The organism is Daejeonella sp. JGW-45 (genome assembly GCF_029360805.1).
Classification (GTDB): domain Bacteria; phylum Bacteroidota; class Bacteroidia; order Sphingobacteriales; family Sphingobacteriaceae; genus Daejeonella.
The window spans coordinates 669,920-694,381 of sequence record NZ_JARKNC010000010.1 but is presented as its reverse complement, the minus strand read 5'-3'; the positions used below and the strand labels follow the sequence as shown (position 1 = coordinate 694,381).

Annotated in this window: 22 protein-coding genes; 10 read left to right on the top strand and 12 right to left on the bottom strand. The window is 47.0% G+C overall.

Annotation, left to right across the window (positions count from 1 at the left end; genetic code table 11):
• Window positions 1–23 precede the first annotated feature (23 nt).
• The 6 genes from proB to P2W76_RS16755 all read right to left on the bottom strand — a co-directional run bounded on the left by proB (window position 24) and on the right by P2W76_RS16755 (window position 8,424).
• The gene (gene proB / locus P2W76_RS16780; protein ID WP_276349054.1) at window positions 24–1,058 is read right to left on the bottom strand and encodes a glutamate 5-kinase; all 1,035 of its coding nucleotides are present in this window, start codon (window positions 1,056–1,058) and stop codon (window positions 24–26) included.
• 105 nt (window positions 1,059–1,163) lie between these two features.
• Entirely contained in the window at window positions 1,164–2,462 is a 1,299-nt protein-coding gene (locus P2W76_RS16775) for an MFS transporter (RefSeq protein WP_276349053.1), read from the bottom strand.
• Window positions 2,459–3,049, bottom strand: coding sequence for a TMEM175 family protein (locus tag P2W76_RS16770; RefSeq protein WP_276349052.1), 591 nt, complete (start codon window positions 3,047–3,049; stop codon window positions 2,459–2,461). The genes P2W76_RS16775 and P2W76_RS16770 overlap by 4 nt, the downstream gene beginning before the upstream one ends.
• Before the next feature lie 99 nt (window positions 3,050–3,148).
• Window positions 3,149–4,372, bottom strand: a complete 1,224-nt coding sequence (locus tag P2W76_RS16765; RefSeq protein WP_276349051.1) for a DUF1343 domain-containing protein — start codon at window positions 4,370–4,372, stop codon at window positions 3,149–3,151.
• Between the two features lie 214 nt (window positions 4,373–4,586).
• A complete protein-coding gene (locus P2W76_RS16760) occupies window positions 4,587–7,013 on the bottom strand; it encodes a TonB-dependent receptor (protein ID WP_276349050.1) in 2,427 nt (808 codons plus the stop codon).
• A 64-nt stretch (window positions 7,014–7,077) separates the two neighbouring features.
• Window positions 7,078–8,424: an amidohydrolase family protein gene (locus P2W76_RS16755; protein WP_276349049.1), complete on the bottom strand. Its 1,347-nt coding sequence runs from the start codon at window positions 8,422–8,424 to the stop codon at window positions 7,078–7,080.
• A 282-nt stretch (window positions 8,425–8,706) separates the two neighbouring features.
• Here P2W76_RS16755 and P2W76_RS16750 point away from each other — a divergent pair, with 282 nt between their 5' ends.
• Both P2W76_RS16750 and P2W76_RS16745 read left to right on the top strand, forming a co-directional pair.
• Entirely contained in the window at window positions 8,707–9,732 is a 1,026-nt protein-coding gene (locus P2W76_RS16750; protein ID WP_276349048.1) for a glycosyltransferase family protein, read from the top strand.
• A 9-nt stretch (window positions 9,733–9,741) separates the two neighbouring features.
• Window positions 9,742–11,127 (top strand): GH1 family beta-glucosidase, encoded by a 1,386-nt coding sequence (locus P2W76_RS16745; protein ID WP_276349047.1) that lies wholly within the window; start codon window positions 9,742–9,744, stop codon window positions 11,125–11,127.
• On the opposite strand, the gene P2W76_RS16740 is transcribed toward P2W76_RS16745, so the two are convergent.
• Together P2W76_RS16740 and P2W76_RS16735 are read right to left on the bottom strand one after the other, a co-directional pair.
• Complete coding sequence (locus P2W76_RS16740; RefSeq protein ID WP_276349046.1) at window positions 11,108–11,959, bottom strand: UDP-2,3-diacylglucosamine diphosphatase; 852 nt, start codon at window positions 11,957–11,959, stop codon at window positions 11,108–11,110. The two genes, P2W76_RS16745 and P2W76_RS16740, sit on opposite strands and share 20 nt — an antisense overlap.
• A gap of 77 nt (window positions 11,960–12,036) precedes the next feature.
• Window positions 12,037–13,824 carry a c-type cytochrome gene (locus P2W76_RS16735; protein WP_276349045.1) on the bottom strand — a complete coding sequence of 596 codons (1,788 nt, stop codon included), beginning with the start codon at window positions 13,822–13,824 and terminating at the stop codon, window positions 12,037–12,039.
• A 203-nt stretch (window positions 13,825–14,027) separates the two neighbouring features.
• On the opposite strand from P2W76_RS16735, the gene P2W76_RS16730 reads away from it, so the two are divergent.
• Window positions 14,028–14,324 (top strand): Dabb family protein, encoded by a 297-nt coding sequence (locus tag P2W76_RS16730; protein ID WP_276349285.1) that lies wholly within the window; start codon window positions 14,028–14,030, stop codon window positions 14,322–14,324.
• Window positions 14,325–14,499: 175 nt separating this feature from the next.
• Window positions 14,500–15,213 (top strand): DsbA family oxidoreductase, encoded by a 714-nt coding sequence (locus P2W76_RS16725; protein ID WP_276349044.1) that lies wholly within the window; start codon window positions 14,500–14,502, stop codon window positions 15,211–15,213.
• A 13-nt stretch (window positions 15,214–15,226) separates the two neighbouring features.
• On the opposite strand, the gene P2W76_RS16720 is transcribed toward P2W76_RS16725, so the two are convergent.
• A complete protein-coding gene (locus P2W76_RS16720) occupies window positions 15,227–15,700 on the bottom strand; it encodes a DUF1810 domain-containing protein (protein ID WP_276349043.1) in 474 nt (157 codons plus the stop codon).
• Window positions 15,701–15,721: 21 nt separating this feature from the next.
• On the opposite strand from P2W76_RS16720, the gene P2W76_RS16715 reads away from it, so the two are divergent.
• Together P2W76_RS16715 and P2W76_RS16710 are read left to right on the top strand one after the other, a co-directional pair.
• A complete protein-coding gene (locus tag P2W76_RS16715; protein WP_276349042.1) occupies window positions 15,722–16,417 on the top strand; it encodes an SMUG2 DNA glycosylase family protein in 696 nt (231 codons plus the stop codon).
• Window positions 16,418–16,546: 129 nt separating this feature from the next.
• Window positions 16,547–16,885 carry a hypothetical protein gene (locus tag P2W76_RS16710; protein ID WP_276349041.1) on the top strand — a complete coding sequence of 113 codons (339 nt, stop codon included), beginning with the start codon at window positions 16,547–16,549 and terminating at the stop codon, window positions 16,883–16,885.
• Here the strand turns inward: P2W76_RS16710 and P2W76_RS16705 are convergent.
• Genes P2W76_RS16705 through P2W76_RS16695 form a run of 3 tightly spaced genes read right to left on the bottom strand, consistent with a single transcriptional unit; the run spans window position 16,873 to window position 19,262 of the window.
• Window positions 16,873–17,157 (bottom strand): SelT/SelW/SelH family protein, encoded by a 285-nt coding sequence (locus P2W76_RS16705; RefSeq protein WP_276349040.1) that lies wholly within the window; start codon window positions 17,155–17,157, stop codon window positions 16,873–16,875. The genes P2W76_RS16710 and P2W76_RS16705 overlap by 13 nt on opposite strands.
• Before the next feature lie 22 nt (window positions 17,158–17,179).
• A complete protein-coding gene (locus P2W76_RS16700) occupies window positions 17,180–17,941 on the bottom strand; it encodes a DUF1080 domain-containing protein (protein ID WP_276349039.1) in 762 nt (253 codons plus the stop codon).
• Window positions 17,942–17,960: 19 nt separating this feature from the next.
• Entirely contained in the window at window positions 17,961–19,262 is a 1,302-nt protein-coding gene (locus P2W76_RS16695) for a Gfo/Idh/MocA family oxidoreductase (protein ID WP_276349038.1), read from the bottom strand.
• A gap of 209 nt (window positions 19,263–19,471) precedes the next feature.
• Here P2W76_RS16695 and P2W76_RS16690 point away from each other — a divergent pair, with 209 nt between their 5' ends.
• The 4 genes from P2W76_RS16690 (at window position 19,472) to P2W76_RS16675 (ending at window position 24,411) form a co-directional block, all read left to right on the top strand.
• Window positions 19,472–19,912 (top strand): NfeD family protein, encoded by a 441-nt coding sequence (locus tag P2W76_RS16690; protein ID WP_276349037.1) that lies wholly within the window; start codon window positions 19,472–19,474, stop codon window positions 19,910–19,912.
• Between the two features lie 5 nt (window positions 19,913–19,917).
• Entirely contained in the window at window positions 19,918–20,871 is a 954-nt protein-coding gene (locus P2W76_RS16685) for an SPFH domain-containing protein (protein WP_276349036.1), read from the top strand.
• Window positions 20,872–20,890: 19 nt separating this feature from the next.
• Window positions 20,891–22,063, top strand: coding sequence for a DUF4861 family protein (locus P2W76_RS16680; RefSeq protein ID WP_276349035.1), 1,173 nt, complete (start codon window positions 20,891–20,893; stop codon window positions 22,061–22,063).
• 92 nt (window positions 22,064–22,155) lie between these two features.
• Window positions 22,156–24,411 carry a penicillin acylase family protein gene (locus tag P2W76_RS16675; RefSeq protein ID WP_276349034.1) on the top strand — a complete coding sequence of 752 codons (2,256 nt, stop codon included), beginning with the start codon at window positions 22,156–22,158 and terminating at the stop codon, window positions 24,409–24,411.
• Window positions 24,412–24,462: the final 51 nt, after the last annotated feature.

Sequence of the window (24,462 nt, the reverse complement as noted above, 5' to 3'; positions counted from 1 at the left end):
GATTCTCAACTCCCCATTCTCAATTAAAGAAGCACAATATTATCCGCGTGCGCCACCTCCAGATTCCTCACCTTAAGATCGTTCCCCAGCGCGGATGAAGCGATCTTAGCCTTCGCAACGGCAATCGCGTTGTTCTCCTCATCCAGGATCTCGATGATCTCGCCATTCTCAAATCCCGTAAGGATCTTTTTGATACCAACCGCGAGCAGGCTGTGCCGTTTCAGCAGCGCCTTGCACGCGCCTGCATCGATCTGGATCCGGCCGCTGACCAGGCTGCCGCTCGCAAGCCACTTTTTACGTGCAGGCAGGTTGATCTTCTGAGCAAGGCATAACGTACCTGTCTTGCCCTCAAGGGCTTTCAGTATGCCGTCCTCCGTCCTTGCGCCGAAGATCACGACTCCGATACCCATCACATTGGCCATGCGCGCGAAGTTGAGCTTCGACGTCATTCCCCCTAAACCGACAGCCGATTTTTCTTTATTGGCTAACAGGAGGACTTTCTTATCAGCTGTATCCAGCTCCGGTATAACTTTCCCTTCTGCGTTGAGCACACCGGGCACTGACGTGCTGAACAGGAGCTGCTCCGCCCCGAAGCCGGCCGCTATCAGGGTAGCCAGTTCGTCATTATCAGAGAACTTTAATTCCAAGCTGCTTACCACGTCATTTTCATTGGCGATCGGGATGATATTGCTTGCCCATAATTTCTCATAGGTCTTTTTCAACTGCAGGAACTGGTCGCGGTTCGAAAAATGGTGCCGCTCACAAAGACTCTGCGCAATGGCAATTCCATAAGGCGAAAAATAACGCGCGTAGGTATTAAGCAGCAGCGGGTTGCCAATGGAAGCAGCAGCCTTCTTTTCATTCAGCGTGCCGGTATAATTCTTCAGGAATTTCTTTCCTGCTCCCACTGCGCCTGACGATACGATCACCAGGTTGTACTGCTCGTGTATAGCCGCTACCTGTCGCGCAATCTCCGCGATGACGATCTCATCAAGCTCCCCCTTGCCGGTGGTAATGGATGCTGTTCCGAATTTTAATACGAGTATAGGTTTTGCCAAAGCGATTTTGTTTGCACAAATCTATAAAAACAGGCATAAAATAAGAGAGAGTAGTAGATTATTATAAGGCCAAGTTTCCATTAGTCTGGGACTACGCCTTCGTTGTCAATTACTCTTCAGCTCCTTTTCCAGTTCTGAAGTCTCTTTCGTATCTCTCATCGTCACATAAACTATCAGCGACAAAAAGATACAGCCTGTGATATACCAATAGAAATAAGGCTCGTAGCCGATCCCTTTAAGCCATAGCGCGATGTATTCGGCGCTGCCGCCAAACAACGCAACCGTAAGGGCGTATGGTAGGCCGACTCCGAGCGCCCGGATCTGGGCAGGGAAGAGTTCGGCTTTTACAATGGCATTGATGCTGGTATAGCCGCTGACGATAATGAGGCCTGCAAGAAGCAGGAAAAAGGCCTGGTACTGTGATTGGGTATGACTGAGGGTGCTGAGCAGGGGAACAGTAAAGATCGTCCCTGAAACGCCGAAGCCGATAAGCAGAGGGCGGCGGCCTATGCGATCGGACAAAGCCCCGAAAGCGGGCTGCATCAATGCGAAGATGAGCATGCTCCAGAAGGAGATGAGAGTAGATTCGCCCTTGCTCAGGTTAACCGTATTCACCAGGAATTTCTGCATGTAGGTAGTGTAGGTGTAGAAAGCCAGGGTGCCTCCCAGTGTTAAGCCCACTACGGTGAATAGTGCGCGCGGGTGCTTCAGCAGTTCTTTGATGGTGCCCTTGCGATCGTCAGGTTTATTCTTCTGTGCCTCGAATGCATGAGTTTCATAAAGGCTTTGCCGGAGGTACAGAGCAATAAAGGATAGCAGGGCGCCAATAATAAAAGGGATACGCCAGCCCCATTCGTGAAGCTGCTCGTCTGTTAATAATACTTTTTGCAGGATAAGCTGGATGCCCAGGGCGATGAGTTGTCCGCCGATAAGCGTCACATATTGAAAGCTGGAATAAAAGCCGCGCCGGTTCCTGCTCGCCATTTCACTGAGATAGGTGGCTGAAACGCCATATTCTCCTCCAACGCTTAAGCCCTGCAGCAAGCGCGCAACTAAAAGTATGCCGGGCGCGATGAGACCGATATCCTTATAGGTAGGGACGAAAGCGATCAGCAAAGATCCGAACGACATGAGCAATACCGAAAGAGTCATGCTCTTCTTCCGTCCCACCTTATCAGCTATCCGCCCAAACATCCAGCCCCCGATCGGCCGCATCAGGAAACCAAGTGCAAAAACTCCTGCGGTATTCAGCAGTTGCGCCGTCTTATCGCCTGAGGGGAAAAAAGATGCAGAAAAATATAAGGCAAAAGCGGAGTAGGCGTACCAGTCGTACCACTCAACCAGGTTTCCGATGGAGCCGCCGAAGATCGCGCGGAGACGCTTTTTTGAAATTTGGGAATTCAATTCTCTTTCCCCTCGATCAATATCTTCTCAATTCTCGTATCCGGAATCAACCAGACTGCGGCAACGACTGCATAAAGGCTTATTCCGATCCAGGCATTGATAAAAGACAAGGCGATCGCGACGGCATATATTCCTGTTGACAACTTACCTTTCCAATCTCGACCCATAGCGAAGGCTATCAGGGAATCTTTTCCGTGATGCCTGACCAGGGTTTGTGCTAAAATGAAGTAAGCGATCGAGTTCAGAAGCAATATAATCCCGTAAAATACCACCGGCCACATGGCAAAATGATTCTCTCCCATCCATGCGGTTACAAAAGGGATCATCGATAACCAGAACAATAAATGCATATTAGCCCACAGGATCTTGCCGTTCACTGATCTGACGGCATGCAGCATATGATGGTGGTTGTTCCAGTAAATGCCGATATAAATAAAACTCAGAACATAACTTATGAATACCGGGATCAGCGGTTCGAGGGCCTCCAGGCTTGTGTTGTGAGGAACCTTCAGTTCCAGTACCATAATAGTAATAATGATAGCGATAACCCCATCACTGAATGCTTCCAGTCTTCCTTTTGTGATCATTGTTTTGCTGATATGTTTCAGCAAAATAACAATAAAGTTGCATTCAAAGAAAATCAGCCTATTTCAGCATTAAGATACGATGACAAGACAATCAACTGTCTAATAAAGTAAGTACTTTTTCCTCATCTCCTTATACCGTCCCAGGCCTGGCTCCCAGCTTTTACGGATCTCCTCTTCCGGTTTACCGGCTATGATCTGATTCCTGAGCGTGCTTGTACCTGCAAGGCGGTCAAAGCGCGCAGCACTAAAGAACGCCTTTTTGTTTGGATATGCGGCATAAAATTCTTTCAGCCAGGCCAGGTTGATCCGTCCGGATTCAACGAAAACACTGGTATCATATTCTCTGAGATCGACGCCGTAGCATATCTTATCCTTGTGCGGCGGATTATCACTCATGCCAGGAATGGACACCGGCTTGAATGAAAATTCGTATTTCCCTTTAAGTTCCGGGCTTCCGAGGACGGTAAATGGATGCTGGGTTCCCCTGCCCTGGCTGATAGCAGTTCCTTCAAAGAGACATAAAGAAGGGTAAAGCAGCACAGCCTGCTGGGTATTCAGGTTCGGTGATGGGGCAATGGGCAGAGTATATGGCTTGCCATGGCTGTAGTTTTCCATCTTGATCACGGTAAGCTTGCATTTAGCTTTGCCAGGCAGCCAGCCTTCGCCGTTTATCATACCGGCATATTCACCAAAGGTTAGTCCGTGCAGAATCGGAATGGCGTGTTTCCCGACAAACGATTCCTGGTCTGGTTCCCTCACCGGACCGTCGATATAGCCGTCATTCGGATTGGGGCGATCGAGCACGATCAGTTCCACATTATTCTCAGCGCAGGCTTCCATGATATAATGCAGGGTCGAGAGGTAGGTATAAAAGCGCACACCCACGTCCTGGATATCAAAGATCATCACATCGATGCCCTTCATATCTTCGGCTGTTGGCTTATACTTAGCACCATACAGTGAGATAAGCGGAACACCTGTTTTCTCATCTGTTGCGTCACTGATCTTCGCGCCATCACTTGCCTCACCACGGAATCCGTGTTCCGGCCCAAAGCCTTTGACAATCTTCACTCCGCGCTTCAGCAAGGTATCCATGCTCAGCTTCCCGTCAATGACAGAGGTGTTATTTATAGTCAATGCTACATTTTTACCTGCCAGCAAGGGCAAATATTTATCAACCTGCTGAGCACCGGTAACGATACCTGTATCCGGCCTGGTATCAGACACTGATGACACAGAATCTTTATTTGTATTTGTACCGGCGCTGTTACTGCAGGCCGTCAATAGCGTAAGGGGTAAGATCAGGAATACTAAATTTTTCATTTGATTATCTATTGTCTTTTACGGTGCTAAACCTGCCGCCGGAGATCGCGCATGACTTGGCAGTTATCTCTGAGGGTTGCGTCAACCATTGATGGTCTATGATTGCATTAACGCAAATCTATTCGTATTGGTGTATCCCCATTCATTTTGCCTCTCAACTCTCAACTCTCAACTTTCAACTCTCAACTTTCAACTTTCAACTTTCAACTTTCAACTATTTAATCCTGCCATTCTCATCGCCCAGCGCCGAATTCCTTGTCCTGGGTCCCTTCACGCTTGAATCTGCAAACTTATAGGTAAAGTTAAGCCTTACTTGCCTGCTTTCATAATAACTGTAGCTCCTTAGATAAAACCCGGCGTAACTCTGAACAGCATTCCCCCTGTTTCCCTGATAGATATCATTTACAACGAGCCGTAACACACCTTTGTCTTTAAACAGGCTCTTTTGCAGGCCCAGGTCTACCTGGCTTACCGCACGGCTTATATTATTAGCGCCGGTGAGTCGCCTGGAAGTGAAAGTGCCGGAGACTTCAGCTCTGAATTTATATGGAAGCTTAAAGCTTTGCTGAAGGTTCATCCGGGCTGCAGCCTGCTTCAGGTCAAAATCACGGTACTGATCAAACGAGATCTTATTGCGAAGCTGGTACAGCGTTCCATTAAATGTAATGTCCCACCATTTGGCCGGATAGATATGCTGAGTGATCGAAAGTGCGGCGTTATTCTGCACTCCCAGATTACGAAAAACCATGATGACTTTATTAAGATCAAGCGTATCTGTTATCTGCGTACTGAACTGGTCGGTATGTGAGAAGGTCAGCCCCAGAATAGTTGAACTCTTATAAGCATAGGTGAAGGAGGCCCTGTGCGATAGCTGAGGCTGCAGGAATGGATTGCCTTGCCAGAAGTTCAGTTCGTCAAGCATATAGACGAAAGGATTCAGGTCCTGATAGGCTGGCCTGTCGATCCTCCTTGAATACCCCAGTGAAAAATTATGGTTAGCTGATGCTTTGAATGAGGCGCTGACTGATGGAAAAAGGTTTAGATAAGTCCTTCTGATGTTATCTGCGGAATCTATTCCTGCCGACCTGAAGAACAGTGCCCCCCTGGAAGAGGAATTCTCCAGGCGCAGCCCGCCCTGCACATTCCACCTTTTAAAGGATCGTTTCAAATTAACGTAGGTGCTCGCAATCTGTTCGTTGTAACCGAACGCGTTAGAACGCCTGTCGTCAAGACTATCCCGGGCGGCCAGGACATGCAGGAATTTCGAATCGTTGTCAGCCCTGATGTCAGACAGCTTAAGGCCGGTTTCGAGGATAGCTTTACCAAGCCTTGTTGTATAATCAAACTTGAATGCCTTAAGGTTTATGTTGATTGCATTAAGGGTACGGTTAAAGCTCCTGCTAATTACATTATTCCGGTCGCCGGAGTAAATATTGGACTGCAGGTTACCGTTTGTTTTTTGAAAATAACCATAGTCGGCATCGACATTAACTATTCTCCCAAGCGTATCCTCATATTTATAATTAAGGTTCATGTTATAACGCTGGGTCTGCTGCTGGTAGTAATCGTTCACCGCATCGAGTACCTGCAAAACCGCCGGCGACGATGTATTTCCGATATCCGTCCTGGTATCTGTGAGGCCTCCCCCGAAAATAAAATTGCCGGTCAGCAAGATGCCCAGTGTATTTCTTTTATTAAGGGCCAGATCCGCACCCAGCCGCGATCCCATTCTCTGTCGCTTGTCAATGTCGTCGGTAAAACTATCATAGGTCTTATTGTTCTGGATCCGGTCTGACCCGTAGAGATAAGAATAACTGCCCAGAAAATGATTATAGGTACCGTAAACGTTTACATTATTCCTGCGGTAATTGAGTGAAATATCCAGGTTCTGCCTGACATTCATCCCATAAGCAAGTCCCGTTGTCAGGTTACCGTTAAAGCCCTTGATTTGAGGTTTAATTGTTCTGATATTGATGATACCTGCAGAACCAGCGGCATCGAATCTAGCGGTGGGGCTGTTTATTATTTCAACGGAACGGATCCCCGAAGAAGGCATGGAACGCAGTAAGTCGGTCAGCTCTTTTCCCGACATATAGGTTTGCCGGCCATCCAGCAGTATCATAGCTCCCTGCCTGCCATTGAGCGTAATGGTATTGTCGTTATCTACATAGATGCCCGGAGCTTTTTTAATAGCATCCAGCGCTGTTGCGCCTTGGGCATCGATGCTTTTTGAGACATTATAAATTATGTTCCCGCCATCTAATTCGACCAGGTCCTGCTTCGCCTGAACCACCACTTCGGCAAGGGCGTTATCGGCAGGATTCAATTTGATCAGGCCGAAATCTTTGTGGGCTAATTCAAATACTGCCGACCGGTAGCTGCTATATCCTGTAAAACTAATATTAAGTACGTACCTGCCCGCAATGGAATAAGAAAGATCGAAATATCCGCTGCTGTCAGCTGAGACTTTGGCGACCTCCTTATTCTGCTGATCGAGAAGCACTATCGTAGAGGATGGAAGAGGCGTATTTGCTTCATCGACAATTTGCCCCTTTAAATGAAAAACCTTTGGCTGGGAAAATGAATAAAAAGAGTAAATGAAGAGCAGGGTTGTCAGAAAACCTTTGATGTATCCGGTCATGAATCAGCTAATGGCGGCGATGTAATTTCGGAGCTAATATAAAGGCTTAGGCTGATTAAAAAGACTATCTGCTGGTTATCCCTCTGCTAACCTCTTTACCATTTTTATAAACTCCTTCAATCTTCCTGGTATTTCTGATATCCACGGAAGGATCATCACCCAGGATTATCAGATCGGCCGACTTACCCTTTTCCAGTGTTCCAAAGCTCTTTTCAATTCTCAGCACCCTGGCGGCATTGCGGGTAGCGGCAGTGATCGCTTCAAGGGGAGTTAAGCCGGCCTGCACAAGCAATTCCATCTCAAGATGTTCTGCAAAGCCCTGCGCCCGTATCGGAAAAGCACCCGAATCTGTGCCAAGAGCAATCATGATACCCGCTTCATGGAGCTTCCTTACGTTCTTCAGTGCAATTTGATAGGCTGCTGCACTGCGTGCATTCGCTGCCAGTTTTTTCTGGTCGCTCCGGTATTTTTCCGAACTGAGCATTTCATAAACGCCAGGCTCAAGCGACGCTTTAAAAAACTCATCGTTCATCCAATCAGGCTTACCGGCATAAGCATGGGCAAACATATCCAGGGTAAGAGTTGGTATATAAGGAATATTTTTCACCTTCATCCGTGCGACAAGCCGGTCATCCACTACGCTATCGCGAATGCTATGACCAAAAGCGTCAATTCCGGCATCTACCAGTTTACGCGCATCGGAGAGATAGTAAACATGAGCCAGTACCCTCAGATTATGAGCATGGGCTTCCTTCAGGATGGCTTCGTAAACTGAGGGCTTCATTTTATTTTCCGGCGAACCGTCGACCCATATCTTCACAATCTCCGGTCTGAGCTGAGCCAGCCTGTTCATCATTCCCGGAACCTCGGCTGCCGCAGCCGGCCGGTAAAGGTTACCCATAAAAGAGTCAGGGCTTACCGAAGCATCCGGCACATTAAAACCATAGCCTGCCGAATGCAGCCTGGCACCAGGCAGCAAGCCGTTAACAGATGAATCGCGCAGGCCTGTTTCAAAAAGCAATGGCCTGTCGGTACCCATGGCCAGAACATGAGCCAGTCCGTAGCTTTGATATTTTTTTAACTGCGAAAGGATGTTCTCCCGGGTGTAGAACCTTCCACTTCCCTCATTGCCTTTTATTACCCCTACATGAACATGAGAGCTTATAAGCGCGGGCATTACAGTTTTACCTTCCAGGTTTATGACAAGCGCCCCTGAGGAGTTTATATTTTTGCCGATTTGTGAAATGATCCCGCCTTCAATAAGTATATCGGCATTATTAATTGGCTGGCCGCCATTACCGTCGATCAGAGTCATGCCCTTCAGGAGTGTCCTCTCCCGGCTTTGTGCCTGGACGGAAGTAACAGACAAGACAGCTAACAAAGACAGATACAGATAACTGAGCTTTTTCATAATTAAATCACAAGGTACAACAGTAAAAATACCAAATCAGGGACGCGTTATGAAGGATAAGATGGAATTAATTAACAATCTGGTAATACCGCTTAAACCCTGGGGTAACCTTCGATAGCTAACTTGCAGCATGAATATCGGTAAATACATAAATCCGTACAGCTGGTTCCGCTGGATTTCACTTGGTCTTTTCAGGTTCAGGATGAAATCGCTTTACTCCCCCTTCAGACATGTGGTCCATAAAAGAGACGCTTATGTGTTCGAAAACGGGGTGAGCTGAGTATGCGTATCCTCTATGCTATCCAGGGAACCGGGAACGGCCACTTAAGCAGGGCGATTGATATCATCCCCTGCCTTCAAAAGCACGGACAGGTGGATATCCTTGTCAGCGGCATCCAGGGCGACCTGACATTGCCATTTCCCGTAAAATATAAGTTGTCGGGGCTTAGTTTTATCTTCGGGAAGACCGGCGGAGTTAATCTTTGGAAAACCTTTACGCGTACCAATCTGCGCAAGCTTATTAAATCTATAAGAAACCTGCCCGTAGAAAACTATGACCTCATCATCAATGATTTCGAACCGGTTTCTGCCTGGGCATGTTATTTTAAAAACAAAGCATGTATCGCTCTTAGCCACCAGTCTGCGGTCCTCAGCCGTGGATTTCCTAAACCGGAACATACCGATATGCTCGGCAAGCTTATCCTGAATAACTATGCGCCTTCAAGTTTCCAATATGGTTTTCACTTTTCGGCATCTAACGAAAGTGTTTTCACTCCGGTGATCCGTTATCAGGTTAGAAAGCGCGAGATAAGCGACGCCGGGCATTATACTGTCTACCTGCCCTCCTATGATGACGGCAGACTAATTTCACGCTTGTCAGAATTTAAGAATGTTAACTGGGATGTATTTTCAAAGCATAACGCTAAACCCTTCAAAACCAAGAACGTTTTCATACAGCCGATAAACAATGAAAGGTTCACAGCGAGTATGGCTTCTTCTTCGGGAGTACTTTGCGGTGCGGGCTTTGAAACTCCTGCAGAAGCTCTGTTTCTGGGCAAGAAACTTTTGGTGATACCTATGAAAAACCAGTATGAACAGTACCTTAATGCTGCTGCCCTCCGGGCTATGGGCGTACCGGTGGTCAGGAGCCTGAAGCCCAAACATTACCCGGTAATTTCTGAGTGGCTGGATAATAATGAACGGATTCCTGTTAATTATCCTGATATTACTCAGGAAATTATCGACATGATCGTTAAAAAACATCAGGCTGATACTACCTTTGACAGTAACGAAGCTATGTTTATTTAAAGAGGCTGAATGGGAAATGGTACGGACAACGAACTGAAGCGGGATCTGTTCGGTAAAGACTTTAAGTGGGGCGTCTCAACTGCTGCATACCAGATTGAGGGCGGACATGATGCCGACGACAAGGGCCGCTCTGTATGGGATGTGTTTTCCGCCCGGAAAAATAAGATCCTGAACGGCCATCACGGAAATATTGCCTGTGATTTTTATAACCGCTATCCCCAGGACCTCGCACTTGTAAAAAAGCTTAACATCCCAAATTTCAGGTTTTCGACATCCTGGCCGAGGATCATTCCGGCAGGAGCAGGAACTGTGAATCAAAAGGGGGTAGACTTTTATAACCGGATAATTGACACCTGCCTTGAAAACGGTACAGACCCATGGCTTACCCTCTATCACTGGGACCTGCCACATGCGCTTGAATTAAAGGGTGGCTGGACCAACCGCGATATCGTTTCCTGGTTTGGGGAATACACCACGGTTTGTGCAAAACATTTCGGCGACCGGGTAAAACATTGGATGGTTATGAATGAGCCGATGGCTTTCACCGGAGCGGGATATTTCCTGGGCGTCCATGCACCGGGAAGAACGGGTGCCAAAAATTTCATACCTGCCGTTCACCACACTGTACTGAGTATAAGTGAGGGTGGGCGTATCCTACGGGACATGCTGCCGTCTGCTGAAATAGGAACTACCTTTTCGTGTTCGTTTGTGGAACCATACAGCAATGGTCCGAGGGATGTTGGCGCCGCTAAACGCATCGACGCCTTGCTCAACCGCATGTTTATCGAACCTGTACTTGGTTTGGGCTATCCCGAAACTGAACTTTCGTTCTTAAAGAAGATCAAAAAATATTATCACCCGGGTGATGAGGATAAAATGGCATTTGACTTTGATTTTATAGGAATTCAGAACTATACACGCGAAATCGTAAAGAATTCCTTTTTCACGCCTTATGTAAGGGCTTCATTGATAAAAGCAAAATACAGGAATGTCCCGTTCACCTCCATGGGATGGGAAGTGTACCCGGAGTCTATTTATCAGATGATCAGGAAATTTAACGCTTACGAAGGTGTTAAAAAACTTTATATTACTGAAAACGGTGCTTCGTTTACAGATCACGTGATTAATGGCCGGATCGACGATGTAGAACGGACTAACTATATACAGGAAAATCTGAAACAGGTGCTGAGAGCACGTAATGAGGGCCTGAATGTAGAAGGCTATTTCACCTGGACGCTTACCGATAATTTTGAATGGACGGAAGGGTACCACCCTCGTTTTGGCTTGGTTTACGTAAATTTCGAGACCCAGGAACGGATAGTTAAATCTTCGGGAAACTGGTATGCTGAATTCCTGGGGCAGGCGCCTGATCCTGCTAAACCGTATTTGCCTTAAACTGGGAGAAAAGCAACTTAACATCAAGCAATGCTTCCAGATCCTGACTATCCAGCAGATCTTCGCTTTCCAGTACATTTTCAGTAAAATGTTCAGGCTGGTAAGTATAGATGTTCCATTGTCCTTTATGGTATTCAAGCGCCGTCAGGCTCTCAACCCAGTCGCCTGAGTTAAGGTACAGTACCTTACCCTCATCAGTTGTTATTTCGCGCATTTCGGGCTGGTGAATGTGACCGCAAATCACATAGTTATAGCCCTGATCAATTGCGAGTTCGGAGGCGGTAATCTCAAAATCATTAATAAATTTTACAGCGTCCTTAAACCGGGCTTTGATCCTCTTCGAAAAGCTCATCTTCTCCCGGCCCATCGAAGTGAGGCACCAGTTTACAAAGCTGTTAAGCAGTATCAGCGAATCATAGCCAACGGCGCCAAGCTTGGCCAGCCATTTGGAATTTTGCATGGTGATGTCAAACACATCGCCATGAAAGATCCAGGCCTTATTTCCGTCCAGATTGAGAACAAGCTTATTGAGAAGCCGGAAGCTCCCGACCTTCAGGTCGGCGAACTTACGCAGCATTTCATCATGATTACCCGTCAGATAATAGACAGGCACTCCTTCAGAAACAAACTTCATCAGGCGTCGCAAGACTTTCATGTGTGATTCCGGCCAGTATGATTTACTGAATTGCCAGATATCAATGATATCGCCATTAAGGACAATCTTTTTAGGCCTAATGCTTTTCAGATAAGAAAGAAGCTCTTTCGCATGGCAACCATAGGTGCCAAGGTGGATGTCGGATATTACTACGAGGTCTACTTCGCGTTTCGCCATTCAGTTGTGGTTTTCCAAAGGAAGGCATAGGAGTTAACCAGAATGTTAACGCGGAGTTATCTTTTGGTAATATCTTCCTATCTCTTCGTCGCTTTTCTCATTGCTGCAACTTCGTCCACACTAATTGCATCTGAATTATTTCCCCAGCTTTTGCGGATGTAGGTCAGCACCTCTGCGATCTGAGCGTCACTAAGAAAATTGTGCGCAGGCATAGGATCGTTATAGTCCTGCCCCTTGACTTTGATTGGCCCTGACAATCCGCTCAGCACTACGCTGATCAGCCTTCCCTTCTCACCGTTAACCCATTCAGATTGGTTCAGAGGCGGGAAACGGCTGCCGTCACCCTTTCCATCTCTCTGGTGGCAGGCTGCGCAATACATAGAATAAACCGCTGAAGCAACGACCGGCTTGCCCCTGTCAAGATCGTCTTTAACCGGGTCAGGATCTTTGATGTTACTGGCGGTTTTCTTGCGGATCTCCATTTTTGCGAGCTGTGCCGGGCCGAACTTAGTTTTATCGCCCTTATACATTACGCGCCATATCTTTCCTTTTTCAGTTTCGCTTATATAAAGCGATCCATCCGGCCCTTCGGTAATCCCCATCGGGCGGTAACCGGCAGAATTTGCAGTTAATACCGGATCTGTTTGGATAAAGCCATCAGCAAACACTTCCCATGGGCCGGTAACTTTACCGCCTTCCATTGGGACGAACGCTACGAAATACCCGCCCTGCGGATAAGGCTGACGGATAGTTGAGCCGTGAAGCACCACGAAAGCACCCTTTTTATAACGTGCCGGCAACTGATTGCCTTTGTAAAAGTAAAGGTCGTTTGGCGCGAAATGCCCCGGGAAGCCCAGAATTGGCTTGGTAAGTTTCGCACCGTTCCCCTCTTTCATTTTGTCGCCGCCGTACTCAGGGTTTAAGTATTTTTTGCCCCTGATATGATCATAATAATAATATGGCCATCCCCCATCAATACCATCATGGATCTTAAACATTTCCTCTGACGGAAGCACAGCGCTTTCCCAGGCTGAGTACATTCCTGGCCATAACATCCGGAAGTTATCGCGGCCATGCACTACAGCGTATAATGCATTAGAGCTTTTATCCCAGTCCATACCCACAATACTTCTCATTCCGGTAGCTACGCGTTTACCATGTTCCTGCTTTTGATTGAGCGTACTTTCACTGAACTTCCAGATCCCGCCATGATCTATCAGGCCGGGGCAGCCCTCGCCAGGTATTTCGGGATCAGCTTTCCCGGCACCCATCGCACCCGGGCGTCCGTTCGTACAAACATCACTTCCCTGGCCCCATCCAACGTACATATAACCCTTTCCATCAAATGCTATCGGTTTGGTCTGATGTGCGTGACTCGGTGGCATATCCCAAACGATGGTATCGATCTTTCCTTCGGGCACTAATTTCCCAGGCTCCAGTTTCTGGCGATAAACTATCAGGTTGGAGCTATAATACAAATACCCGTTATGGATTTTCATCGCTGTACCGTACTGGCTGCTTTCGTATTTGTTAAAAGGGGTGATAATATCTGCTTTACCGTCATTATCGGTATCCCGCATGGCTATATTCCCATAACCATTGTTTCTGGCGTGCAGCCTCGTCTTAACATAGATATCGCCATTGGCGTTTACTGCCAGGTGGCGGGCAAATCCGGGCAGGCTGTCTACCACTGCCAATGCTTCAAACCCATCCGGCAGGAAAAGACCGGCGTTGTTCTTATCAGCAGGAGGCAGCTTACTGCTTTGATAATGCGTAAAGCCATACACTGCAAAGAAAATAATAAAAGCCGCGAGATAGATCTTCGGCATGCGGCGGGTGTTAAGAGACTGGTAAACCTTATCCATCGTACTATTGATTTTGTGATTGAACGTTCCCCGTGAGGGAGCTATGACAATTTAAATTTAGAAATTAATTGATAAAATTAACCTGAGTGTATCCTGATCGACTGTAACATTATGAGTGAGAAAATTAAAGCTCCCCGATTCAGGCTAAAAAACCGCCTGCAGAGGCTCACGTTAAATGATTATATTTGAAAAAATCTAAAAATATGATAGCCCACCACGTACTATTCTGGCTTAAAGCCGACACTACATCTGATCAGAAAGCTGCCTTCCGTAAAAGCCTCGAAACATTGCAGAACATTGAAGTTGTAAAATTCTTCCACGTTGGCGTTCCTGCCCCTATCGAGCGTGCGGTAGTTGATACCAGCTATACTTATAGCTTGTTCCTGGCATTCGATGACCTGGATGCACACAATATATACCAGGGGCATGCGCTTCATCAGGCTTTCCTGGAAGAGTTCAGGGCGTTCTTCGAAAGGGTTGTTATTTATGATGCGGAGTAAGGCGCTTTCTTAAACCCATTTTTCTAATCCTGGCACTGATTCGTTTTTATTATCATTATTCTGCAATCTTTCGCCTTATGACAGTAGCAGGTTTCGGCCTGCCCGCTTTTTAAGGATCTTTGTAGAAATAAACCTCGCCTTAAGCAATAAACACTGCAGTAAGATGGATAATAAAATGAAAGTAGAAGTTTGGAGCGACGTTATGTGCCCATTCTGCTATATAGGAAAACGAAATTACGAAAAGGGTTTGCAGCAGTTCGCAGATTCAAACGATATTGAACTGGTATGGAAAAGCTTCCAACTGGATCCCGATATCTCCGAAGATCCCGAAGAACGCATGGAGGCTGCTGAATATCTGTCACACCGAAAAGGAATAAGCCGCGACCACGTTGTGCAGATGCACGAGCAGGTTACACAAATGGCCGCAGCAGCAGGTCTTGAGTATCACATGGACAAAACCCAGATGGTAAACTCTTTCAAGGCGCATCGCTTCTTACAGATGGCAAAAGAAAAGGGTTTAGGCGACGAAGCTGAAGAACAGTTGTTTTATGCCAACTTTACAGAGGGGAAAGATTTTAGCGATACAGGCATACTGATTGAAATTGGCGGGAAGATAGGATTATCTGAAGCCGATGTCAGAGAGTCGCTTGCTAACGGTAAATATGCTGTTCAGGTGGATGAGGATATCCGTAGGGCCAGGCAAATTGGCGTCACTGGGGTGCCATTCTTTGTATTCAACGGCAAATACGCCGTTTCCGGTGCTCAGCCCGCGGAGTCATTTGCCCAGGTTCTTGAAAAATCGCATTCAGAATGGAGGATGGCCAATCCAAAAATAACTGTTGAAGTCAGTGAAGGGCCATCATGCACGCCGGATGGCGAATGCAAATAAGACACAGCTTAAATTAGCCGCGCTGCAGGAACTCCAGGGTTTTGGGATCTCGCTCACCTTGAAAAAAGAGGTTGAGAACTTCCTGAAACACCGGATCGGCATCGGGGACTAAACTGAAAAGCGTCATACTGGAACGCAGTTTCATATCGTCCGGCGATCCAAAGATATCATGAGCGGTTTTATCACCATGAGCGAGCAGCTGCCTGCTTATACTTACCAGCCGTTCGCCCAGTACCGGATCTTTCAAGTAAACACTTGCTCCGGCAATATCACGGATAGCGTATTGCCGAGCCATCTCACTGAAACCGAGTCCGGCGAGCTGCGGAAAAATAAACCACATCCAGTGACTGGCTTTCCGGCCGTCTTTTATCTCACTAAACGCACGGGTAAAATTATGTTTCTGGGCTACATAAAAATGTTCGAATTCCTGGGTTATCATCACGGGCATATATCTGATAACAACAACGCCTGAAAAATGATTTTCCATATTAAGCGTTAATTTTATTCTATGACATTTGCAGAAAAGGCTATTCAATTCAACAGGGAGATAACTTATACCGGCAAGTCCCTGCCCCCGGGGATCCGCATTATGAATCCATTCCAGGAGTTTGCTGGCACGATGGATATAGTTGAATCATTTTATCATAAATATTATAACGACTATAATTTGCGTCATATCATTCTCGGAATCAACCCGAGCAGGCTTGGTGCAGGCTTAACAGGGATCCCGTTTACCGATCCCAAACGTCTGAAAAGTGCATTGCAGATTGAGTATACCGGCAGAATGGCTCACGAGCCCTCATCGGTCTTTGTATATGAAGTTATCGAAGCATTCGGCGGGCCTGCGGCGTTTTATGATAAGTTCTATATCAATTCGCCATGCCCTTTAGGTTTTACTTCCATAGATAAGCACGGCAAGGAAACAAACTATAATTACTACGACAGCAAAGACCTGGTCAACGCCGTTTATGGATTTATGGTTGAAAGCCTGCAGAAGCTGATCGGCCTTGGCCTCGAAACCGATATCTGCTTCTGTTTCGGCACGGGCAAGAATGAGAAGTTCCTGAGTAAGCTGAACGCCGAATATGGCTTTTTCAGAAAGATAATCCCCCTGGAACATCCCAGGTTTATCATGCAATATAAGAGTAAAAGCAAGCAGTTTTATATCGACAAATACCTGGAGGCATTTGCCTCGGCAGGATAACAAAAATATTCCTATTTACGGGGAAATATTGATTTACGATCTGCACGGGATATCTTTAAGCACTATTTAACTATATCTAAAACATTTCAACCCGAAGCGTCTTATTAGTATTGAACTAATTTCACGATCATGACTTTTGAAAATAAGACAAGAGGTGAGTTTCACGACAACCGGAAAAATATAGGCAATAAACAGGAGAAGGAAGAAAATCAAGATCCTGAGCTTTCACAGGCTAAGAAAACCGGCCATCCCCACCCAGCAGAAACGATTGGCCTGATAGGCGGGCAACCTACAGATGATAAACGCGGACTCGATATCAGCCAGTATACCGGACCCGGATCAAAGCCGGGCAGTGAGTTTAATGACCCTGAGGCACCCTATCACACTGGCCCCGGAACCGGTCTGAGCCAGGGCGAAAAAACGGATGGAGGAGAAAGGGAGAATCCGGAGGCTACTCAGTCGCCATGACGGTCCGTGTGTCCCAGGTCCATATCCGGGCTCACCACGTCTCTCACTAAACGCTTTAATTCTTTGATCTCGGGGAAACGTTGCCGATCCTTCCGGTCGAAGATCAGTTTCTCATCAACGGAAACCAGAAAGGTGCCGCCCGTTTCAGCCGGAACTAGCGTAACACCCCTGATCTGACCGGTAAAGGTAGTGAGAAGTTCCTGGGCCATATATGCAGAACGCAGCATCCAGCCACATTTCGGGCAATATTCGATGGTGATCAGTGGTTTCATTCAAATTCAGACTCTGTCTGTTTTATGGCAGCAAGGGCGCAGTCTGTTCAGCAGAGGTTACACCCGGCGCCAGCTCGATGACCTTTAAATTACGAAACTCGATCTCCGCACCCTCAGCTTCCAGGCAGATATATCCCTTCTTTTGACTCGACTTACTGATGCCGTTCACGAATTTACCATTTACGGAAAGTTTAATAACACCATCTATGCAGATCACATCATAGGTATTCCACTCTCCTTTTCCTTTGGCACGGTTCTCAATCGACTTACTGCGGTCGTTTCTCGGGTTGTCGGCAACGATTTTTACACCCCCAACCCCGAACAGCTCACCATGAACATAGGCAATTGGTGGCTTCACTCCATCGCGTATATTCCTGTTCACCCAATCCAGTTCCAGCATTTGAATCTCGACCCCGTCAGGAAGACGATTTGATCCAGGGACGGCGCTGCTCCACGCAAATACTCCGGAATTTCCTCCCGGCTCGTTGTGTTTCCACTCTACATGCAGGATGAAATTTTCATACTGCTTTTCAGATCTTACCACTCCTATAGGCTTACCTGTAGATATTAAAGAGCCATCTTTCCTTACTGTCCAGGTCTCGTTGCTGGTGTTCACATCAAACCATTTCAATGGGCTGCCTTTATCTTTCCTGTCTGCCGCTACATTATCGAAACTCGTGAGCTTACCGAATTCAAACATGGCTTTTGTTGCCTGAGCTGATAAGCCTTCGGATATAAGTAAAAAGCACAGGACTGTGCAAATCCTTGTGAGGAGATTTTTCATATGTATTTCTTCTAATTATTTATACAACTTTAGTAAACCCAGGTATGGCAGGGTCGGGAACCGCGTATTTAAAATCCCAGCTATACTGATTAAAAGCCGGTCCCAAAACCTGATTCGAATTGAGCGCCTGGTCCCAGGTGAGGGTTTGCCCGCTATACGCAGCCATCCTGCTCAAAATACCCATCATAGTACTGTTAGCCATAGATTCTCCATCATTAAGTGGCTTGCCGCTCCGGATAGATGCAAACAGCTCGTCGTGCTGCACCTGGTACATATCCTTGGTTTCGCCCTGGTATTGCCAATTTGTTTTGCCGGTAATTTTATGAACACTTCCTTCAACTAACGCACTTCCCTGTGATCCGATCACTTCCACTGAGTTTCTGTTTGAGCATCCCGTCTGCTGTCTGCAGAAGTTGAATCCTTTTACGCCGTTTGCGTAATCAAATTCGACCGCAAAGTGATCGTATATATTTCCCCATTTCTCGGCAACCCTTGCCTGCCTGCCACCTGTCCCCGTGGCTTTAAGCGGAAGTTTGCCGCCCATGGCCCAGGTCATCATATCAAGGCTATGGACAATCATTTCAACTATAAAATCGCCTGAAAGCCAGTTGTAGTAATACCAGTTCCGCATCTGATATTCCATATCTGTCCAGTTAGCCTGGCGCGGGAAATACCACAGTCCACCCCCATTCCGGGTAGACGTAACGGTCCGTATATCCCCAACTTCACCATCAAGCACCTTACCGAATAAAGCCCTTTTTGGTAGATCGTATCGAAAGGTAAATCCTGAAACCAGCGAAAGCCCCTTTTCTTTCGCAGCTTTTGCAGCTGCCAGCACCTTGCGCACACCCGGTGCATCCACAGCCACCGGCTTTTCACAAAAGATATGCTTCCCGGCCTTCACAGCTGCTTCAAGATGATCAGGGCGAAAGCCCGGAGGTGTGGTCAGCAGTACCACATCAACCCCAGAATCAATGACACGCTGATAGGCATCAAATCCGATGAATTTATTCTCGCTGGCAATCTTTACCTTATCGGGATGCATCTTAAGCAATATCTCGTAGGTTTTATCGAGGCGGTCTTGAAATACATCACCCATCGCGGTGATAATCACATTCGGGTCGGCATTCAAAGCCTGGCTCGCAGCTCCGGTACCCCTGCCCCCGCAGCCGATCAGGCCTACTTTTAATACACTCTTACTTTGAGCAAAAGTGGTGCTGGGGAGAACCAGGTTTAAACCCATGCTGCTGCCGAGAACTACTGCTCCGGTGGTTTTGAGAAATGATCTGCGATTTGTTGCTTCAGGCTTATCTTTTTTCATATGGGATTATTTTCTTACAGATTGATGGGAAATGTGCTCTTTGCGTTCACGCAATCAAGATATAAATTTTATTCTGATTAACAGAAACTGTCAACGAAGATGGATTTGCCTGCGATGAAAGACTTCATAACCGGTTTCCATAATTACACTCAAAACCCCTCATCGTTACGCCATTTTTTTACTATATTGTACGAAACTTTAATTCGTATATGGAAAAATTCATGAATCTTTCCCTGCTTTGGTTTATCATCGGATTTGTACTTTTTATGCTGGAATTCCTGGTACCAGGGTTTATTTTGTTCTTTTTCGGCATTGCCGCCTGGATCGTAGCTATCCTGACTTTCTTCATTGACATTAGCCTTGATATCCAGCTTTTGATTTTCCTGGGAAGTGCCCTGATCACCGTGGCTCTTTTCCGGAAATATTTAAAAGAAAGGCTGGGCATGTACCGTGAAACGCCGAAAATACTGGAAGATGAGTTCATCGGTAAAACTGCGATAGCAGAAACTGAAATTGCCCCGGGCAGGAACGGCAAAGTTGACTTTAAAGGTACCAGTTGGGATGCCTCCTCTGCAGATACTATTGCACCAGGCCAGCAGGTGCAGATCATAGAAACAAGAAGTATTCTCTTAATTGTAAAACTAACTTAGAAATTATGACATCCTCCACCGTTATTTTAGTCATCCTGATAGTGTTCGTCCTCGTGGCGTTTCTTTCTACCTTCAAAGTAGTGCCGCAGCGTTCGGTATTTATCGTTGAGCGTCTTGGTAAATACAGCCGCTCACTCGATGCAGGCTTTCATATTCTAATTCCTTTTATTGACAAAATCGCTTATAAGCAAAATTTAAAGGAACAGGCTATAGATGTTGCGTCGCAAATTTGTATCACTAAGGACAATATCGCCGTCGAGGTGGATGGTATCCTTTACCTGCAGGTAATGGACCCTCAGAAAGCTTCTTATGGTATCGACAACTATCGCTTTGCAGTGATCCAGATCTCCCAGACTACCATGAGAAGCGTTATCGGTAAAATGGAGCTGGATAAAACCTTCGAAGAACGTGAGACTGTAAACGGTACGATAGTAAGTGCGGTTGACAAAGCCAGTGAGCCGTGGGGTATCAAGGTTTCAAGATATGAGGTTAAAAATATTTCTCCGCCGCAAAGTATCCGGGATGCGATGGAGAAACAAATGCGCGCAGAACGTGAGAAACGGGCCATGATCGCTGAATCTGAGGGTGATAAACAGGCTAAAATTAACCGGGCGGAAGGCGACAAGCAGGAAATGATCGCCAGGTCTGAAGGCGAGAAACAGCGCAAGATCAATGAGGCCAGCGGTACAGCGTCGGAGATCGAAATGGTGGCCATTGCAACCGCGAAAGGAATCACCGAGATAGCCAAATCTATCAATGCAGAAGGAGGAATGAATGCGGTTAACCTCCGTGTTGCCGAGCAATACCTCAACGAATTTGGGAAGCTTGCGAAAACGAATAATACGATGATCGTACCGGCAGACCTCTCAGACATCGCTGGTGTGATCTCAAGCATCACTACGGTATTAAATAAATCGAATTTGCCCGAGGGTACGACAATCCTTCCGGCGAAGAAGTAGGACGTTGTGCGTTATACGTATGATAAAGCACTTTTTATACCTTATTACATTTATCGCAACCTGCTTTCCGGCTAAGCCGGGTAACGCACAGGTATTTACTGTAACGAACAGGCTCGACATCGCCCGAAAAGCTGAGGTTGTCAGCATCCAGGTAAAGGATCTTCTAAAAAAAGTCCCCCGGGATAAAATCTCGCAGATCCAGATCAGGCAGAAAGACGGAAAGGATTATCTTTTGACTCAACAGGTGGACAATAACCTCGATGGTAAAACAGATGAGATCCTGTTTCTGGCATCGCTCGGACCAAAACAGACAGAGACTTTTTTTATAGAAACAAAAACGGTTTCTCAAACAGCAAAAAGCGGCCTGACTACTTTCTCCCGCTTCGTTCCCGAGCGGCAAAATGATTACGCCTGGGAAAACGACCGTGTTGCGTTCCGCATTTATGGTACAGCTGCCGGCAGGGTCAGCGTCAGGCCAACGGGCGGGGGTGTCGATGCATTTATGAAGCGTGTTAGCTATCCGATCATCGACCGGTGGTACAAGAATAATGCTGAAAAAGAAGGTGCGTATCACATCGACACAGGCGAAGGGCACGATCCCTACCTGATAGGCGACAGCAGGGGAATTGGCGGTATCGGTATTTGGGACAGGGACACACTGTATACCTCTGCGAACTTTATCAGCTCTAAAACAATTGCTGTGGGACCGCTAAGAACAATTTTCGAGCTTACTTTCGCACCATGGGAGGCTAATGGCCGCACAATCAAAGAAATAAAAAGGGTTAGCCTGGACCTTGGCAGCAATTTGAGCCGGGTTACCGAAATAATAAACTTTGATAAGCCTTTACCTGGTATAACAGCAGGGATCTCTCTTAATGATAAGAAAGGTCAGGTGAAAGTAAATGAAAAAGAGGGATGGTACAGATACTGGGAGCCTCTCAACGATTCATGGTTAGGAACCGCTATCGTGGCTGTGCCGGAGAGCGTTAGCAGTTTCAAAGATTACAGGACGAAGGCTAAAAATCAGAGCCATTTGCTTGTTTTTACCAAGCTGACAGGAAATGAATCAACATTTTATGCGGGATACGCCTGGGGAAAAAGCGGCCATTTCAAAACAGCTGATGAATGGGACAAATACCTTAGTGATTTCTCTAAGAAGCTGGCTTCGCCCTTGATACCAAAGTTCAAATAACATCCTTCACAAATTCTTACCACCTTAAATTTTTATAAATTCAGGGTAAGAGCGTCAAAGCGGCGAAACTGTGGAGTTAAAAATTCTTTCTAATGAGATCACGTTTCATTCATCCGGCACTACCGGGCCTTTTAATTATCCTTGGAGCGATAGGCTTGCCATCTGTTAGTGCCCAGGATCTGTCAGACCAGGTAATCATCCGCCGAACGGCATACGGCGTGCCTCATATTACCGCAGACAACGTGCAGGCTGCGGGATATGCACTGGCTTATGTGCAGTTAGAAGATTATGGCCGCGGAGTTGTGGACGGTATGGTCCGGGCGCGCGGCGAGTGGAGCAAGTATAACGAGTTCACGGCCCAGGAAAGAAGTCCGGCTATAGACAGGGACGCTTCCGCTAAATTAAGATATGCCCGGGCGGTAGAAACATTTCCATTGCTGAAAAAGGAGACCCAGGATATTTTAATTGGCTTTGCTGCCGGGATGAACCGGTATATTGAGCGCCACGGGGATGAATTTCCGCAGTGGATCAAACCAGACTTCACCGCCTATGATGTTCATGCCAACGATATTGGCGGCCATAATGCCGGGGCAGTATCATCGTTCATGCGCACACTTCAACGCTCGACAGCCGCTCGCAACCCCGATCGTACGGGAATGCTCTCCACAGAAGGGAGCACCGTCTGGGCGCGTTTAGCAGATCATTATGAAGTACCACACCCTGACGAGGGTTCAAACGCCTTTGCGCTTGCACCCAGCCGGACAACTTCAGGTGGAGCTATCCTGCTCCGGAACCCCCACCTGGGCTGGAACGCAGGCTATTACGAAGCTCAGCTGGAAATACCCGGCGTTTTGAACTTTTACGGTGATTTCCGGATTGGTGGCCCACTAATAACTATTGGCGGTTATAATGAACGGCTGGGTTTTTCGACCACCAACAATGATCCTGATACAGATGAGATCTACTCTTTCCAGGTTTCGACATCGCAGCCCGACCACTTTATGGTCGATGGAACATCGGTACCGCTTGAGAAAAAACGGGTTACTATACAGTTCAAGAACGGAAATGGCCTTGGCGAAGAAGCACGGGAGTTCCTGTTTACCCCTTTCGGCCCGGTATTCCACCGCGGCGAGGGTAAGATCTATGTGATCCGTGATGCCGGTGAGGGTGAATACCGCCTGGGAGAACAGTTCCTGATGATGATGAAGGCCCGCAACTTCAAAGAATACAAGGATGCTATGCGCATCCAGGCAAAGACCAGTTCAAACTTTACCTATGCAGACGCAGATGGAAATATTCACTATGTCTGGAATGCGATGACACCGGACCTGCCGCACGCATCGGGCGGAGATACCGCCGCAATAGCGGTGACCAGGAGCGACCAGCTTTGGAAGAAGATCATTCCCTTCGATTCACTTCCCCAACTTCTGAATCCCAAGGGTGGTTACGTACATAATGAAAATGATCCTTTTCATTATACCAACCTGAATGAAGTAATTCCGGCATCTAAGTTCCCTCCGCACTTCTCGCAGCCAATGCTCAGACTTCGTAGCCAGCACGCCCTCGACATGATCGCCAATAAGAAGAAATTTTCACTCGAAGATGTCGTTAGGCTCAAATATAGCCAGCGCATGCTCCTTGCCGAGCGTGTAAAGTCCGATCTTATCGCAGCCGTCCGGAAAACCGCTCCGACAGGCGAAATTGCAGCTGCGCTACAGCAAATGGAGGAATGGGATAATACCGTCAACCGTGAGAGTAAGGGAGGGGTCTTATTTGAAATCTGGTGGGAACATTATGTAGCCCTGTCAAACGCCGGGAAACGCTTACCTGGTACCGCGGAATCGACAAACTTCCCGGCTCATGCAGATTCACTATTTGCTGAAGTCTGGTCGCCGGCAAACCCTGCGGGTACACCCCGAGGATTGGCAAGCGCTGGCAGGGCAGCAGAAGCATTCAAGCAAGCTGTAGAAACTGCAAAAAAACGTTATGGCAGCTGGGATCTGCCCTGGGGTGATGTGAATCGGGCAAGGATCGCGGGTAAAGACATACCCATCAGTGGTGCTACTGGTGAACTGGGTACCTTCAGCGTGCTTTGGTTTGTTCCTCATAAAGCAGACAAACTAAAACGCGAAACCAGGGGTGGCGACGGCTGGGTTATAGCAGTAGAATTCGGGAAAAAACCACGCGCGTATTCAGTACTGGCCTACGGCCAGAGCAATAAAGAAGGTTCGCCTTATTTTGCTGATCAACTAGAGCTTTATGCAGATAAGAAAATGAAACCTGTTGCATTTTCTAAAGCTGAGATAAAAAAGGGACTGGTCAAAGAGTACCGGCCAGGGAAAGAATAATTATTGAGAATAATAAAAAAGGATAAGGCATTTGCCTTACCCTTCTTATTG

What these genes read in the sequence shown, in the direction of transcription:
- P2W76_RS16700 (WP_276349039.1), bottom strand. Translation starts at nt 17,941, where the DNA reads ATGAAAAATCTCCTCACAAGGATTTGCACAGTCCTGTGCTTTTTACTT.
- P2W76_RS16690 (WP_276349037.1), top strand. Translation starts at nt 19,472, where the DNA reads ATGGAAAAATTCATGAATCTTTCCCTGCTTTGGTTTATCATCGGATTT.
- P2W76_RS16715 (WP_276349042.1), top strand. Translation starts at nt 15,722, where the DNA reads ATGACATTTGCAGAAAAGGCTATTCAATTCAACAGGGAGATAACTTAT.
- P2W76_RS16720 (WP_276349043.1), bottom strand. Translation starts at nt 15,700, where the DNA reads ATGGAAAATCATTTTTCAGGCGTTGTTGTTATCAGATATATGCCCGTG.
- P2W76_RS16675 (WP_276349034.1), top strand. Translation starts at nt 22,156, where the DNA reads ATGAGATCACGTTTCATTCATCCGGCACTACCGGGCCTTTTAATTATC.
- P2W76_RS16730 (WP_276349285.1), top strand. Translation starts at nt 14,028, where the DNA reads ATGATAGCCCACCACGTACTATTCTGGCTTAAAGCCGACACTACATCT.
- P2W76_RS16750 (WP_276349048.1), top strand. Translation starts at nt 8,707, where the DNA reads ATGCGTATCCTCTATGCTATCCAGGGAACCGGGAACGGCCACTTAAGC.
- P2W76_RS16740 (WP_276349046.1), bottom strand. Translation starts at nt 11,959, where the DNA reads ATGGCGAAACGCGAAGTAGACCTCGTAGTAATATCCGACATCCACCTT.
- P2W76_RS16765 (WP_276349051.1), bottom strand. Translation starts at nt 4,372, where the DNA reads ATGAAAAATTTAGTATTCCTGATCTTACCCCTTACGCTATTGACGGCC.
- P2W76_RS16705 (WP_276349040.1), bottom strand. Translation starts at nt 17,157, where the DNA reads ATGAAACCACTGATCACCATCGAATATTGCCCGAAATGTGGCTGGATG.
- P2W76_RS16680 (WP_276349035.1), top strand. Translation starts at nt 20,891, where the DNA reads ATGATAAAGCACTTTTTATACCTTATTACATTTATCGCAACCTGCTTT.
- P2W76_RS16745 (WP_276349047.1), top strand. Translation starts at nt 9,742, where the DNA reads ATGGGAAATGGTACGGACAACGAACTGAAGCGGGATCTGTTCGGTAAA.
- P2W76_RS16710 (WP_276349041.1), top strand. Translation starts at nt 16,547, where the DNA reads ATGACTTTTGAAAATAAGACAAGAGGTGAGTTTCACGACAACCGGAAA.
- P2W76_RS16770 (WP_276349052.1), bottom strand. Translation starts at nt 3,049, where the DNA reads ATGATCACAAAAGGAAGACTGGAAGCATTCAGTGATGGGGTTATCGCT.
- P2W76_RS16685 (WP_276349036.1), top strand. Translation starts at nt 19,918, where the DNA reads ATGACATCCTCCACCGTTATTTTAGTCATCCTGATAGTGTTCGTCCTC.
- P2W76_RS16695 (WP_276349038.1), bottom strand. Translation starts at nt 19,262, where the DNA reads ATGAAAAAAGATAAGCCTGAAGCAACAAATCGCAGATCATTTCTCAAA.
- P2W76_RS16735 (WP_276349045.1), bottom strand. Translation starts at nt 13,824, where the DNA reads ATGGATAAGGTTTACCAGTCTCTTAACACCCGCCGCATGCCGAAGATC.
- P2W76_RS16725 (WP_276349044.1), top strand. Translation starts at nt 14,500, where the DNA reads ATGAAAGTAGAAGTTTGGAGCGACGTTATGTGCCCATTCTGCTATATA.
- P2W76_RS16760 (WP_276349050.1), bottom strand. Translation starts at nt 7,013, where the DNA reads ATGACCGGATACATCAAAGGTTTTCTGACAACCCTGCTCTTCATTTAC.
- P2W76_RS16755 (WP_276349049.1), bottom strand. Translation starts at nt 8,424, where the DNA reads ATGAAAAAGCTCAGTTATCTGTATCTGTCTTTGTTAGCTGTCTTGTCT.